This window comes from Paenibacillus doosanensis, assembly GCF_025060755.1.
Lineage (GTDB): Bacteria > Bacillota > Bacilli > Paenibacillales > NBRC-103111 > Paenibacillus_S > Paenibacillus_S doosanensis.
Map to the genome: position 1 here is coordinate 33,447 of NZ_JANYUY010000019.1, position 15,405 is coordinate 48,851.

The 15,405-nt window shown below is 44.6% G+C and carries 13 protein-coding genes; 9 read left to right on the top strand and 4 right to left on the bottom strand.

Features of this window, described 5'->3' with window-relative positions:
- Positions 1-23: 23 nt before the first annotated feature.
- Positions 24-764: a GNAT family N-acetyltransferase gene (locus N0M98_RS15160; RefSeq protein ID WP_259618424.1), complete on the top strand. Its 741-nt coding sequence runs from the start codon at positions 24-26 to the stop codon at positions 762-764.
- 177 nt (positions 765-941) lie between these two features.
- Here the strand turns inward: N0M98_RS15160 and N0M98_RS15165 are convergent, their stop codons facing one another.
- Entirely contained in the window at positions 942-1,841 is a 900-nt protein-coding gene (locus tag N0M98_RS15165; RefSeq protein WP_259618425.1) for a helix-turn-helix domain-containing protein, read from the bottom strand.
- 249 nt (positions 1,842-2,090) lie between these two features.
- Here N0M98_RS15165 and N0M98_RS15170 point away from each other — a divergent pair, with 249 nt between their 5' ends.
- From N0M98_RS15170 to N0M98_RS15205, 8 genes are all read left to right on the top strand, one after another.
- Entirely contained in the window at positions 2,091-2,777 is a 687-nt protein-coding gene (locus N0M98_RS15170) for a GntR family transcriptional regulator (protein WP_259618426.1), read from the top strand.
- A 27-nt stretch (positions 2,778-2,804) separates the two neighbouring features.
- A complete protein-coding gene (gene uxuA / locus N0M98_RS15175) occupies positions 2,805-3,938 on the top strand; it encodes a mannonate dehydratase (protein WP_259618427.1) in 1,134 nt (377 codons plus the stop codon).
- A 103-nt stretch (positions 3,939-4,041) separates the two neighbouring features.
- Positions 4,042-5,010 (top strand): ABC transporter permease, encoded by a 969-nt coding sequence (locus N0M98_RS15180; RefSeq protein ID WP_259618428.1) that lies wholly within the window; start codon positions 4,042-4,044, stop codon positions 5,008-5,010.
- A gap of 13 nt (positions 5,011-5,023) precedes the next feature.
- Complete coding sequence (locus N0M98_RS15185) at positions 5,024-5,884, top strand: carbohydrate ABC transporter permease (RefSeq protein WP_259618429.1); 861 nt, start codon at positions 5,024-5,026, stop codon at positions 5,882-5,884.
- A gap of 89 nt (positions 5,885-5,973) precedes the next feature.
- Complete coding sequence (locus N0M98_RS15190; RefSeq protein ID WP_249863265.1) at positions 5,974-7,599, top strand: extracellular solute-binding protein; 1,626 nt, start codon at positions 5,974-5,976, stop codon at positions 7,597-7,599.
- A 318-nt stretch (positions 7,600-7,917) separates the two neighbouring features.
- Complete coding sequence (locus N0M98_RS15195; RefSeq protein ID WP_259618430.1) at positions 7,918-9,033, top strand: kanamycin nucleotidyltransferase C-terminal domain-containing protein; 1,116 nt, start codon at positions 7,918-7,920, stop codon at positions 9,031-9,033.
- Between the two features lie 118 nt (positions 9,034-9,151).
- On the top strand, positions 9,152-9,571 hold the full coding sequence (locus N0M98_RS15200; protein WP_249863263.1) for a GNAT family N-acetyltransferase: 420 nt from the start codon (positions 9,152-9,154) through the stop codon (positions 9,569-9,571).
- 209 nt (positions 9,572-9,780) lie between these two features.
- The gene (locus N0M98_RS15205) at positions 9,781-10,257 is read left to right on the top strand and encodes an ADP-ribosylglycohydrolase family protein (RefSeq protein WP_259618431.1); all 477 of its coding nucleotides are present in this window, start codon (positions 9,781-9,783) and stop codon (positions 10,255-10,257) included.
- A gap of 344 nt (positions 10,258-10,601) precedes the next feature.
- Here the strand turns inward: N0M98_RS15205 and N0M98_RS15210 are convergent, their stop codons facing one another.
- The 3 genes from N0M98_RS15210 to nirB all read right to left on the bottom strand — a co-directional run bounded on the left by N0M98_RS15210 (position 10,602) and on the right by nirB (position 15,323).
- On the bottom strand, positions 10,602-12,227 hold the full coding sequence (locus N0M98_RS15210) for an ABC transporter ATP-binding protein (RefSeq protein WP_259618432.1): 1,626 nt from the start codon (positions 12,225-12,227) through the stop codon (positions 10,602-10,604).
- 276 nt (positions 12,228-12,503) lie between these two features.
- Positions 12,504-12,854, bottom strand: a complete 351-nt coding sequence (gene nirD, locus N0M98_RS15215; RefSeq protein WP_259618433.1) for a nitrite reductase small subunit NirD — start codon at positions 12,852-12,854, stop codon at positions 12,504-12,506.
- 21 nt (positions 12,855-12,875) lie between these two features.
- Positions 12,876-15,323, bottom strand: coding sequence for a nitrite reductase large subunit NirB (gene nirB, locus N0M98_RS15220; RefSeq protein WP_259618434.1), 2,448 nt, complete (start codon positions 15,321-15,323; stop codon positions 12,876-12,878).
- Positions 15,324-15,405: the final 82 nt, after the last annotated feature.

Genomic DNA, 15,405 nt, shown 5'->3' on the forward strand with positions numbered 1-15,405 from the left:
CAGAAACGAAAGGAAGGGTAACGATGATTATGACCCAAAAAGAAATGCTGTTCATTGTGCAATCACAGCTTGCGATTGACCTGAATTGCACTATCGATGACCTGAACGGCGAAAAGGATAGCATTATTTTTGTTGAAGCTAAAAAAAATCCTGGATGCAGACCCTTTCCGAGGAAGGCGCGTTATTTCGAAATCCTGTCTATGGGAAAATCTATTGTAGTATCGGCTACACCCGAACGGTTGATCATTGCCAAAACACAGATGGAGGGCAAAAACAGGGATACCGTATTCTCCTTACCGTTTATCCGAGGACTTTACTTGCATTTTCTGCCTGATGTACAAAAAATTAAGCCGATGTCACCGCCGAACCTTTTTTCGTTTGAACGGATGGAGCGAGAAGAAGTGGTCGGTTTATTGGATGCTGCAAAATTCAATCAAGCTATTATATATGATACGAATCTTCCCTGGCAGACGGATCTGGCTATGCTTGCAAAGAAAGATGGGGAAATTGTTGGTGTGGCAGGAGCAAGCAAAACCTGTACAAAGCTGTGGCAAATTGGCATAGAGGTATTACCTAAATATCGTAATTTGGGATTAGCTAGTTATCTTGTAAACAGGTTAACTTTTGAAATACTGGAACGTGGAGAGATACCGAGCTATGACGTAATCGCAAGCAACATTTCTTCCCAGAGAGTAGCTTACCGATTAGGGTATTTTCCCGCATGGGTGTCTGATTGGCGATGCAATTTTGAAGGACTTGAATAGTAATTGTACCTCCGTTGGCAAATGGACGGGCGTGTTCAAAACTGGGACGATACCAGGCTGTGTGCCGAACTGCAGTCGGTCAGCCGGCGGCGCATGGGAGAGGTAACGTCTACGATGTGGAACGGATCGTTTAGCTCCGGAACCCGGAAAAAAAAGCGTCTCCGAACCGGGGACGCTTTATCGATCGTTCGGGCATTCACGCTCCGCGCCGCTTCTGTACCCGCTCGGGGTCATGGCTGTCCAACGCTTAAATTGGCGGCTGAAATGGGCGCTTGTTTTATACCCAAGCAGCATGGCTATATGATCTACGGACAGATCCGTCTGAAGCAACAGGCGCTGGGCCTCTCTTAACAAAACTTCCGACATATATTGGCGGGGAGCTTTCCTGTAAACCTGCTGAAATATCCGATTCACCTGGGACGGACTCAATTTTAAGGATTCGGCTATATCTTGGACGAGTGTTCTTTCGCTGTCTTCCATTTGGCCGTGTAACAGACTGCTGCGGATCGAATCCTCAATATTTTCGGCGATGCGGCCGGCCAGCAGTTCCTTTCTCGTTAGCACTACGTTGCCGGTTTGTAACAGCTGCTCCACCAACGTTCCCAAAAGCTCAAACACGGCTGCGTACACTTTCATGCTTTTTGCGGCGGAAAGCGGTCGACTCCTGTTTTCAGTCGCAAGATTGCATAAGTCCGTTAGGAAGGGGAACAATTCCTTGACAAGGGGAGAGGCTGCATTGTAGCAGGTGGCTTGATGGCGCTCCAGCTCCTTGGAGAAAGCGGGATCGGCTATGCTGAAATGCACGCAAAAATAAGTGAAACCATGCGAGCCTGCCGACTTGCACGAATGGATGACTCCCGGACGGATGAAAAGCAGGTCTCCCTTTTTTTGGTCATAAATTTGGCCTTCGACGTCCATCTGCATATCCCCCTCGATCATCCAATGAAGCTCGTACATAGGGTGCTCATGGGATGGATATGTCCAGCGGGAATCCACTTGGCGAACATGCAGCCCCATTAGATGAAAGGACATTCGAACGTCGGGAAGCCTGCCCAGTTCAACGGAATCGGCGATCATAACAATTACCTCCCCCTTGGCTCATCCAATCTATTACTAAACTAATTATACAGCGCTTTCATTTTCAAGTAAATGCGAGAAATGGGTAATTTTATTTGCGATTAGTGCATCGTCAACTCCGCTGTAGTCGTGGTATGTTAGTATTATCACTTAACCAAAGGCAGCAAAAATCTATCCATCCTGATTTTGTTTGTAAGCGCTTGAAGGATGAATAACGAACGGCTCGTTATCCGCGGGCGGGAGGATCTTATGAGTATTCAGATTGACGCTTTAAGAGACAAAAGAGGACTCATACGGGATTTCGTTTACGAAACCTTGAAGAAGAACATCATGGAGCTACGACTCGAGCCGGGGCGGTTTATCTCGGAAAAAGAACTGGTCGAAATGCTCCAAGTGAGCAGGACGCCGATTCGTGAAGCATTGGTTAAACTCACTCAGGAGGAATTAATCGCTACCACTCCTCAAAAGGGCTCCATCATATCGCTTATCGATTTGCAGCATGCTGAAGAATCCCGGTTTGCCAGAAAAACATTGGAATCCGCCGTTGTTCGGGAAGCATGTGAGCTGCTCGGCAAGGAACAGGTGCTTCATCTGCAAAATCTCGTCTCGTTGCAGGAGCTGTGCGAATCCGAGCAGAATTACGGGCGTCTGTTTGAGCTTGATGAAGAGTTTCACAAATCGATTATGATCGGCTGCGGCCGGGCCCGTACGTGGGGACTTATTCAACAAATGGCAACACATGACAATCGCATCCGGTTTTTACGGCTTGCTTCCGATTCCGATTGGCAAATCATCCTTGCCCAGCATCGTGGAATTGTTCGCGCCATCAAGGAGAAGGACCCCGACCAAGCGGAAAAAATGCTAAGGGATCATCTGGAGCTGGTAGTGATTGAAAAAGAAAACTTAAAACAGAAATACGCCAAATTTTTCAAATGAATCTAAGACATTTTGGAGGAATCGGCGATGAGAATGGTATTCAGATGGTTTGGTGAAGGCAATGATACGGTAACCTTAGGCCAAATCAGACAAATTCCCGGCGTGGAAGGCATTGTCTGGGCGCTTCACGACATCTCCGCAGGGGAAGAATGGCCGCTCGAAAAAATGCTGGAGATCAAGAAGCAGGCTGACGAATACGGCTTTCACATTGAGGTTGTAGAGAGCGTTAACGTACATGAGGATATCAAGCTGGGCTTACCGACTAGGGACAAATATATCGACAACTATAAAAAAACGATCGAGAGGCTGGCAAAGGTCGGCGTGAAGGTGATCTGCTATAACTTTATGCCGGTTTTCGACTGGGTCCGCACTCATTTATTTGAGCCGCTGGAGGACAAATCTACTGCGCTCTTTTATGAAAAGGCTCAGATCGACAGCATGAATAATCCGGCGGAGCTGGTCCGCGTCATCAACGAGAATCCGGACTTCACGATGCCGGGCTGGGAGCCGGAGCGAATGAAACGCTTGCCCGCGCTTTTTGAGGCCTACAAGAACGTTACGGAAGAGGACTTGTGGAACAACCTCAAATACTTTCTGGAGCAGATCATTCCGGTTTGCGAGATCAACGACATCAAAATGGCGATTCATCCGGACGATCCGCCGTGGCCAATTTTCGGGCTGCCGAGAATCATTACGAACCGGGATAGTATCCGCAGGCTGCTGAGATTGGTCGATAGCCCTTATAACGGCGTCACGTTGTGCAGCGGGTCGCTTGGCGTAAACCCGAACAACCATATAGCGGACATGGTGAGGGAATTTGCAGACCGTATTCCGTTCGCCCATATCCGAAACGTGAGGCTGTACGATAACGGAAATTTCATCGAGACGTCTCACCGATCCCAGGACGGTACGGTCGGCATCTGCGATATTGTTACGGCGTATCATGAGAAGGGCTTTACGGGTTATGCCAGGCCGGATCACGGAAGACATATTTGGGATGAACAGTGCCGTCCTGGATACGGGCTGTATGACCGGGCTCTCGGCATTATGTATTTGTGGGGAATTTGGGACTCGCTCGAAAGCGCAAAACGGGAGGGGGCAGAGGAAACAGGAGAGCAGGTTGCAGTACATACGTCAATGAAAAGATTCGGAAGGTTGTAACCGGAATCGCGCGGTGCCAGTAGACGGTGGGTTGATGGCTATTCTAATTTCATGCTTACGTCCTGAGCAAGTTGAGAAACTAGTAAAATGGAGGTTGTAGTTTATGAAAGCGATGAATAGCAGTGTTGCTCTGGATAAACAGGAAAGCGGTGGAAAGCCGTTGGTAAGAAAAAAAGGATTGTTTTCCTATATAAAAAGTGATTCTATCCTTTACCTTATGTTGATTATCCCTGTTGCGTATATACTGACATTTAAATATGCTCCCATGTATGGCATACAGATTGCTTTCAAGGATTACAACATTTTTCAGGGCGTCAACATGAGTCCATGGAATCATTTTGCAACATTCAAGCAAATTTTTTCATCGCAACAATTTTTCCAGGTTGTTAGAAATACGTTGGTGCTTAACGGATTGGATTTGCTTGTGGGATTTCCAGCGCCGATCATTTTGGCTATTTTAATTAATGAACTGGTCTGGAATAAGTTTAAAAAGGTAAGTCAGACCATACTGTATCTGCCGCATTTCCTTTCCTGGGTTATTATCGGCGGAATTGTCGCTCAATTGCTTTCTCCTACCGGCATGTTAAACTCCTTGATTACTCATATGGGCGGTCAAGCGTTACCGTTCCTCACGAATAAATATGCATGGGTTGCAACCTATTCTTTTGTTGGAGTATGGCAGAACGCAGGGTGGGGGACCATATTGTATCTTGCTGCAATGACGGGAATTGACAAGCAGTTATATGAAGCTGCCGACGCAGATGGGGCAGGAAGATTAAGGAAGATTTGGCATGTCACGCTGCCAGGTATCCGACCAACCATTGCGATCCTGCTGATCCTGCAGCTCGGCAATATTATGGCGATTAACTTCGACCGTCCATTCAACATTCAAAACAACCTTGTTATGGATTTCGGCGACGTTATCAGCACTTATGTTTATCGCGTAGGCATTCAATCTGCGAACTTTTCAGTTGGCGCTGCTGTCGGCCTGTTCCAGTCTGTTATTTGTTTAATTTTCTTGTTAGGTTCCAATTTTATTACCCGCAAATTAGGCGAAAATGGAATATGGTAGGGAGGAACTGACAATGTCACTGAATTTAAAACATAGAATGGCCGACTATATAGCAGCGTTTATTGTCTTAATTGCGGTTTTTATATGCCTTGTTCCTTTTCTCTATATTCTTTCGCAATCACTGAGCTCTAATAGGGCGATTATATCCCAGGCAGTTACCATCTATCCGATCGACTTTAATATAGAAGCCTATAAAGTTGTACTCGGGGATACCAGTATGTTGTTCTCCTTGTTCTATACGGTGATCCTGACGGCCGTATTCGTGCTCCTTGCATTGATCGTGACTATATTGGCAGCGTATCCGCTGACTAAAAAAAGACTCAAAGGCAGAAATGCTTTATTGCTCATGATGCTGTTTACCATGTACTTTAGCGGCGGTTTGATTCCGGATTATCTGAATGTAAAAAATCTGAGTCTTTTGAACACTCCGTGGGCACTGGTTCTTCCGGGTATGATGAGCGTGTACTATATGATCATATTAAAATCATTCTTCCAGAGCATACCTGAAAGCCTGGAGGAAGCCGCGCATCTGGACGGATGCAACGAACTGCAGATCCTGCTTAAGATTGTGCTGCCGCTTTCCAAGCCGGCGCTTGCCACAATCAGTTTATTATATGCCGTATTCAGATGGAATTATTTTCAGGATGCGCTATTCTACATCACAGACCAGAATTTATATACGATACAGCTTAAGCTATACAATGTTATCAACATTTCGCAGCAAATGTCCGGCGAGAATGTCAATGTAAATCTCCCTTCAGAAGCATTAAAAGCGGCAAGTATTATGTTTGGTACGGTTCCGATTCTTCTCGTGTATCCATGGCTCCAGAAATACTTTGTATCCGGCATTATGATTGGTGCTGTGAAAGGCTGATATGGGTTTGTGAAATGGATGGTTGTATCTATTTCGCGAATTTATATAAGTAAATGTGCTAAATACAAATTCTAAAGGGAGTGATTTCTTTGAAGGGACAGGGAAAAAGATCTATCTGCGTTTCTTTGGTAGCGCTAACATTCGCGTCCGCATTGGCCGCTTGTTCAAGTAATTCGTCAAGCGGCACACAAAACGGTACGGCAGGCACGGCAGCAGGCACTACAGCAGACGCTTCAAAAGAACATCGTACTTTAACTGTCGAAGTCTTCGACAGAGGCAAGCCCGGACAGCCGGATTTGAATAATAACTTCTGGACCAAGTATATTAACGATAATTTCGGCAAGCAGTTTAATGCCACAGTCAATTTTGTTTCAGTACCTAGAGCCCAGGAAGTAGACAAGTTGAACGTATTGATGGCATCTGGTCAGGCACCTGACATTTCCTTCACCTACACCCAGGGTGTTGTTTATAATTATGTACAGCAGGGTGGTTTGGCAGAGCTTGATTCCGTTCTTAAGCAGTATGGACCTACTCTTACAAAGTATCTTGGCGATGATGTATTAAAGTATGGCAAATTTAATGGCAAACAATTTTCTATACCGGGGAAGAGGACTGTTCTCGCAGGTTCGAATACGTTTATCCGTAAAGACTGGCTCGATAAACTGGGTCTTCCTGTTCCTACTACACCGGAACAATTCTATGACACCATGGTTGCATTTAAGGAGAAGAATCCTGGAAATGTAAGCGGAGTCATTCCTTATGGTTTTTCCCTGCAGCCTTCAAATCCAGGGTTGAACTATATACCCGAAGCCTTTAAGCCGTCTAGCCTTACGGAAGAACAGTTTGCTACGCTTCAGCCGCAATCGATCTGGTTGACAAACTGGAATATGCCAGGGTTTGATAAAGCGGTTCAATATATGAACAAGATGTATAATGCAGGCTTGATTAGCCCAAATTTCGCAACTGACAAGGATGGAAAACTGCTCGACGCAGATATTTCCAATGGAAAAGTCGGAGCATTCCAGACGAACTGGGATGGTCCGTACAGGACAGCTCCCGGCACCTATGCCAACCTTGCCAAGAACGTTCCTGGCGCTCAGCTTATTCCTATCGATCCATGGCAGAACGATGCAGGCAAACATCCAAAGAACGTGTACAGCCCAAATGGTATGTATATCATTATACCTAAAACAAGTAAAAATGTTGACCTTGCCATACAGTACCTCAACTGGATGGCTGATCCCAAAGTAACCCTCTTCCTCCAGAACGGCCAGGAAGGCGTGGACTACAACATGGTTAATGATGTTCCCAAACAGACAGGAACGACCAATTCAGGCGATAAGATGATGACTGTTGCTAACAACCTCGACTACGATATACTTTCAAACGGTATCGAACTTGGTGATCAGCAGAAGAATACGGCAGCCATTTCTGCAGGATATCCCGGTTATGAAAAGGATGTAGAGAATGCTTTAAAGGTAGGTATGGTGGACAGCTACACTACATACTACTATTCATTGCCGAATGCAGCGGATGCCAAAAGCAATACAGAGCTTAAAAATCTTTCAGCTCAAATGCTTGCAAAACTAATTGTTGCTAAGCCAGCCGAAGTGGATAGCCTGTATAAAACATTGGTTCAACAGTACATGAGTCAGGGTGGCCAGGCAGTGCAAGACGAATATATAAAGAATTACAAGGCTCAGAATGGTAAATAATCAGATAATTGATAATTTAGAAACTGCTTCATTATGAAGCGGTTTCTTTTTTTTTTCAATAAAGCAAAACATGTACAAGATAGCGGTGGTATTTGTCCATCGCTTTTCGTGTTAATGAACAACTTGGCAGCATTTTTTGCGTTGATGATTTGAATAGTTAAAATTAATGTTTCCCAAAAATTAGGTTTTGCATTTGATATAATCATCTAAAGTGAGGATTTGTAGGGGAGGTTCAAAATGTATACACACGCTATATATATTTTTTTATGTTCTACGGGATGACTACCAAAACTTGAAGTACAACAAGGAGGTTATCTGATGGTTGATGTTTTTGCTGTAGCTGACATTATTGTAAAACATATTAAGACCCATTTCCCTCAAGATGTTGCCATTGTCGGATACTATGGATCATATTTGCAGGGGCGAGCGACTGAACGATCAGATTTGGATTTCTTTTTCATTCCGGCCACGGCCAGAGGAAGAGAAGTAGAGTGCCAGTTTATAATCGACGGTATAAGTTTTGATTTCTGGCCAATCGGATGGGAACGTGCTGAAAGAATGGCAACATCTGAAGAGTGGAGCACGACGATTATTGCAGACTGTGAGCTGTTATATGTTCGATCAGAAGATGATCTTGCGAGGTTCATGGGGCTCCGTGAGATAATATCCAACATGTGCAGTGAGTCCAAAGCAGCTGACTTGATCAGCAAAGCCGAATCCGTATTAAAGGATTGCCTGATCAACTTGGCTAAAATGCGGCTTACCGAAGCCTCCAAGGAGTTGGTCTATTGTCGAACCCAGGCTCAAGAGATCGCGGCAAACATTTTTAAGTCTCTTGGCTTCTTGAACCAAATTTACTATAAGCGCAGTTGGGGGCATTATCGCGAGCAAGTCAGAAATCTCCCCATTAAGCCGGATCAACTGGATCAATACCTTGATACCATTATGTTCAGCCGTACGCCAAATGAAATAATATCAGCGTGTGAGAAACTAACTGGAGATACGCTTCTACTTATATCGGAGCGACAAAAAAGACGAGAAGAAATTCGCTCTTTCAGCAGACGAATGGAGGGGTATTACGAAGAGGAAAGGGGAATGCTGAACAAACTGCTAACCGCATGCGATAAAGAACATTACGAAACAGCTTTCTTCGTAGCAATTGGCGTACAAGATGGGCTAGCCCGAATTTTGTACGCTGCAGAAAAGGGACGTTGGCCTAGTTTTGTTGACTTGGGTGAGCATCGTGAGTTTTACGTTCGTTATGGGTATCCAGATCTTGTCGCGCTTTTGGATCCAACCGACTTTGAACCGTTGCGAATAGCCGTTCTGCAGCTTATTGAAAAGTTAGAGAATCACCTCAAAGCAGAAGGTGTATCATTAAACCAGTTTGACTCTGTTGCTGAATTCGAAACTTATTATAAAAGTAAAGTTTAGTACTGAGAGCCGGATTATTACGCTCTAAGGCGAACGAATAGTTGAATGTGCACCGCATTAGCCGGATATGTGTCCAAGATGCTATTATTTATCTTTGTAAAAGAAAGTGAGAGTGAAAATGAATATTAGAGTAGCGAGTGAAATAGACTACCCTGCTTTAAGATGTATATACTTAGAATCACGTCGTAAAAGTTTTTATTGGGCGGATATAGAAGAAATGACTTTAGAAGATTTTGATAAGCATACTGTAGGAGAGTATATAATTTTAGCAGAGGAAGATGCTAAAATTCTTGGATTTGCTTCTTTGTACTTGCCAGATAATTTTATACACAATTTATTTGTCCATCCTGATTTCTCAGGTAAGGGTGTTGGTGGGCGGTTGGTTAATGCCTCCATAGAAAAAATGAATAAACCAATAAGATTGAAGTGTGTGTCTGAGAATCAAAAGGCAATGAAGTTCTATGAAAATAATGGTTGGAAGAAAGTTGTTGAAGAAGGTAAGCCAGAAGAAAAATATTGGGTTATGGTATATGAATAAATGATAGCCTGTTTTATTAGGTTCTTTTTGATATTTTTCCAAGTAAATTTGGTCATGAAATACGTTAAGCTGCCGGGGAATTGACCGGGCAGCTTTTCTACGCTAAAGGGAGTAAAATTCGGACAAGAATTTCCTTAGAAGCAACAAAATTCTTCCAGACTATGGTGATATTTTTACGGATACTTATAAACAGAAAGGCGGCGGATATTATGCAATCTTACCATGACGTACAAGAAAGAGTTTTTAGTTGCTTCAAGGGTTTAGCAATAGGTGATGCTATTGGAAAACAGACAGAGTCATTGAAGTTCGAAGAAATAAAAGAATGGTTTCCTGAAGGGATTAGTGGACTTCACGGCGCTATAAATACCGTCATGCCTCGTTACGATGGAAAACATTATCTATGGAGGTTTGGGGAGACAACAGACGATACAGAACAATCTATTTCCATTGCTAGGGTGATTGCAAATGGTACACCCCTCAGCCATACTTCTGTAGGAAAAGAACTTATGCTCTGTAGAAAATCTAATCGTCCAACATTACTCCTGGGGAAATTCCAACAAATAGGTGATCCCTCTAGGATAGCTTTTGAAGGTAATGGATGTGGAGCGGCAATGCGTGTTGCTCCAATTGGGGCATTATATTCTTCTGAAAAAATAAATGAACTTGTAAATGCTGACCAAATCTGAAAATAGAGCTAATATAATGTATGACACTAAACTAAAGTATTAACAAGGGCTTTTCATGATTTATAGACATATGTACAAAATACGGGTTTTGTGCAAATGTAAGGCGGACTTTAGTAAACCCTTAATCCGAACTTCCATATGTCCAGTAACAATTAAATACGAACTCTAATAACATTGCTTTCAAACTGACTCCATTTAGTTCGTAATTATGTGTTATAAATTCTCCAATTTAGTTCGGAGTCAATGTTACGCTGAGCCTTTCAATTAATAAAATATTTTAGAGCACCCACATATACTTGTAAGTGCTCATGTATTCGAAATTATTATCGTTTTTCGTTTTTCGTTTATTTATACCATTGGGATTGTATCTCGTAAAGCTGTGCATAATTTCCATTAATGCTAATAAGCTCGTCATGTGAACCTTCCTCAACGATTTTCCCTGAGTCAAGAACAAAGATTCGATCCGTTAGTTTAGCATAGCCTAATCGATGTGAAATAAATAATACAGATTTGTTTTCAGCCATATTTTGAAAATGATTGTATACATCCACCTCTGCTTTAGCATCTAAGGCTGACGTCGGCTCATCTAAAACAAGTACGGATGCGTTTTTTATGTAAGCTCTTGATATAGCCAGCTTCTGCCATTGCCCAATCGAGAGATCCTCTCCCTGTTCATCGAATTCTTTACCAAGAAGAGTATTGTACATGGCAGGTAAAGATTGGATTACCTGGTCCACCCCACCTTTTACAGCGGCATCGTGTATCATCTTCTCGTTATTCATCATTTCAAGATTGCCGAAACCAATATTCTCCCGAACCGTCAGTTGATACTTCATATAATCCTGAAAGACCGCCGCTGTTTGGACCCTCCACAAAGCTGGATCTACATCGGATAGATCTTGACCATCAATTGTAATTCGACCCGATGTAGGCCGGTAAAGTCCAAGGAGCAGTTTAGCAAGTGTGCTTTTCCCTGCCCCGTTTAATCCTACCAATGCAATTCTTTCACCTGGATGAATAGTAAAACTAACTCCATCAAGGATAGGTTTGCTAAATCCCGAATATTGAAAAGTAACGGATTCAAATCGAATAGTAGGTATATGGTTTTCCTTACTGGAGTTAATTCCTTCATCATTCAATTTCGTGACATTCCCTGAAAAGGATTTCTCTTGAATCTGTAGATAATCCAACATATCTCCAATGTATCTTAAATCATGATCAAGTGTGATTAAACTCCCGAATGACAACATGGTTGAGTCTCGGAATCGTTCCGCCGCACCAATAAAAGCAGCATAATGACCTAGAGATAATTTACCAATTGCTACGAATGCCACAACGCCAGTTAGCACTAGAACGTACATAAATTGTTCGAGTATGGAGGGAAATATTCTTAGTCTAAATCCATGTGCTGCCAATTCTAGTCGGTCATCTCGCAATTTATGAAACAATTCCTCCCTTTTATTGAATAAATAATTCTGTAAGCCAAATACACGGATTTCTGCGGCTGATTGTCTTTCCACCAACAATCTGCTTAGATACTGTAGCCTTCGTTCAGAAGGCGTGTGTTTTTGATCCAAAAGATATTTTTGCCGATTGAATCGGATCTGCACATATTGTAATACGATGACCCCGGTAATGAGAATGGGTGGAAAAATAACATGAGTCGACCCAATATAAATCAACAATCCGGCTGCTGTGAAGAAATGCAAAAATAAATAAAATAAATGCTCTAGCGTTCCCGAAAGTGATTGTTCTACTCCTTGCTGTGCCCGGCGCAACTGATCGTATGTAGCAGGTGTTTCGAAGTGTTCCAGTGAAAGTCTGCTGGCTTTATGAAGTAATTGTTCTTGTGCTTTAACTTTAATATGTTCACGTAAATTGGAACCGTACCATTGATTTATCATCTCAAATATCGAATGTAAAAATAAAATCCCGATAAAAATCGCCAACCATCCGAATGCATTGGTCAAAGATGTTGTTCCCTCTATCACGCCCACTGTAGCATCGACCAAGATCTGTAAGAGATATTGAGAAGGGTCCAACCTGGGAGTATAGCAATTCTTGATTCAAAAAAGGGTACATTACATTTTGTTCAAGATGAAAGGTTGTCCGATGTTAGAAAAGGATTTGATTTTATTTCATTTGTAAACAGTTTGAAGACAGGCAAATGTTGAACTAAACTGCTCGATAGTTGAATATAGGCTGCCAATCATGCTGGCAGCCTGTGTCAGTGGTTTTTCTTTCTTTCAACCCAACGCAATAGTTTCTGGAAGTCCGATCTTCACAACTTCATTTTCAATAACAACAGGATAGGTTTGAACTTCGCCTGTGTCCGGCTCCAGCACTTTGCCATCCTCCAAGCTTATATGCAAATCCCGCAGCGGACAATATATGGTATGTCCGCTGACAATAGCTTCCGTCAAGGGTCCGCCTTTCTTGTGCGGGGTTCTATTCTCAAGCGCAAATAGCTTGCCATCGCTTGCACGGAACACGGCAAGGCTATATTCTCCGATCCGAACCTCCTTGCCGATGAACGGCTTGAATTGCGCCAAGGCGCCAATTTCGACATATCGCAATTCCAGCGTATTCAGCTCCATTGTAAACCATCTCCTGTACCTTTATTTTACTTTCGCCGGAATTTGTATCGTTTCGTACATTTGATCGCGTTGTGTATGATCGTGCAATACGGCTTGCCATGGGTCGCTCAAGCGGGCAAGCGCCTCCTCTACCCTTTGGACAAGCAACTTCCGGTTCTCCGCATCCTTCACGACGGCGTTCTCAATCTCTTCTAGCCCGACTCGCTCTACGAATTCGCTTGTTCTTTCGCCGTATTTGCCGTTTTCTCGGTAATATTGGATAAATGCGCCGGAGATCGCAATCAATTCTTCATCCGACTTTACTTTGCAGAGTAAATCCCCCTTACGCAGCTTCGTTCCGCCGTTACCGCCGATGTAGAGTTCCCACCCGCCATCGTTGCCGACGATTCCGAGATCCTTAATTCCCGATTCTGCACAATTGCGCGGACAGCCGTTGACTGCCATTTTAAATTTGGCCGGCATATTCAGCCGCTCGAATTTTTTCTCCAGGGCAATGCCCATCCCGATTGAATCCTGCGTGCCGAAGCGGCAAAATTGAGAGCCAACGCAAGTTTTTACGGTACGAAGCGCTTTAGCATAGCCGTAGCCGGAAGGCATATCGAGCTCCTCCCAGATTTTCGGCAGATCCGCCTTGTCTACGCCCAGGAGATCGATTCGCTGGCCGCCTGTGAGCTTCACCATCGGTACTCGATACTTCTCTGCTATATCCGCAATCTTACGCAGCTCCTCAGGCGACGTTACGCCTCCGTACATCCTCGGAATGACGCTGAAGGTTCCGTCTTTTTGAATATTCGCGTTCAATCGCTCGTTAACGAATCGCGATTCCGGCTCGTCTTCGTATTCTTCAGGCAGCAGCATACCGAGGTAGTAATTGATCGCCGGCCGGCACTTCGAACATCCTTCCGGGTTGCTCCAATTCAGAACATGCATGACCTCACGCACATGGGTGAGCCCTTTCTCCCTGATCGCTGCGATGATCTCGTCGCGATCAAGCTTCGTACATCCGCAGATGCCTTCCTTCTTCACTGCGGCTCCGTCGTAATTCTCTCCAAGCACATACTTCAGAATCTGCTCGACAACGGGCTTACACCCGCCGCAGGAGCGGGTCGCCCCTGTCGACATTTTGATCGCGTCAATTGTTGTACAGCCGCTTTGAATGCACGAAACGATGGTTCCTTTCGTAACTCCGTTACAGCCGCATACGATTTCACTGTCGTCCATGGAGGCTACCGAAAGCATTGAATTCTCTTTGCCGCAGCAACCTCCGCCGCCAAAAAGCTCTCCATGAATCTCTTCATCCAAAACGGCATTGGTTCGCACCCACTTGGTCAGCTTCTGGGCATGTGCGACATCGCCGAATAAGATGCCTCCAACGATTCGACCCTCCTGAAGGAGTATCTTTTTATATGTTTTCTTCCAGGAATCGCAGAGCGTGAGCACCTGATGTTCCGGTTTCTCCAGGAATTCGCCGGCGGAAAATACGTCTACACCGGAAATTTTCAGCTTGGTTGCAACGGAAGAACCTTCATACGGCTGCGTATCTTGGCCGGCCAGAACTTTGGCCAGCACGGTCGCTTGCTCAAACAACGGTGCGACAAGACCGTAACAAACATTGCGGTGCTCGCAGCATTCGCCGACCGCATAGACGTCCGGAGCGCTTGTACGAAGCAGATCATCGACGACGATACCGCGACCGGTTTGAATGCCGCTGGCCCTCGCGACATCGGTATTGGGCTTGATGCCTGCGGCCATGACCACAAGCTGCGCCTCCAAGGTCTCTCCGTTTTCGAAGCGGATTCCGCCGACCCGGCCGCTGCCGTCGTTTATTAGCTCGCTTGTTTTCACATTCATGCGGAATTTGATGCCCTGGGCCTCCAGTTCAGCTTTCAGCATGTCGCTCGCCGTCTTGTCCAGCTGCCGTTCCATTAACGTACCCATCAAATGAACAACGGTGACATCCATGCCGTTCTGCACGAGGCCTTTGGACGCTTCCAATCCCAACAGTCCCCCGCCGATGACCGTAGCTTTGCGATACGTTGCTGCAGAATCCAGCATGACTTCGCAGTCTTGAATGTCGCGAAATCCGATGACACCGGCCAGGTCGGACCCGGGAATCGGGAGAACGAATGGCTTGGAGCCCGTTGCTATAATGAGGGCATCATAAGCCGCCGGCTCAAGCCCGTCCGCGTACACTTTTTTATTGATCGTATCGATTTTTGTAACCGTAGTGCTTGTTCGAAGTGCAATCCCGTTCTCTTCATACCATTCTCTTGGGTTCAAAATAATGTCGTCTATCGTTTTGCTGCCTTCCAGCACATAGGACAGCTGAATGCGATTATAGTTCGGATAAGGCTCGCTGCCAAACACGGTAATCTCATACTGGTCAGTCAGCTTCAGTACCTGTTCGATGACACTCATGCCAGCCATGCCATTCCCAATAAGAACGAGTTTTTTTCTCTGCCGCTCCATTCCAATCCCTCCTGTATAACCTCTCTCTAGCTTGCTCTTGATTATAGGATAGATCGTCGCGGGATGGTGTGATAAAAATCAT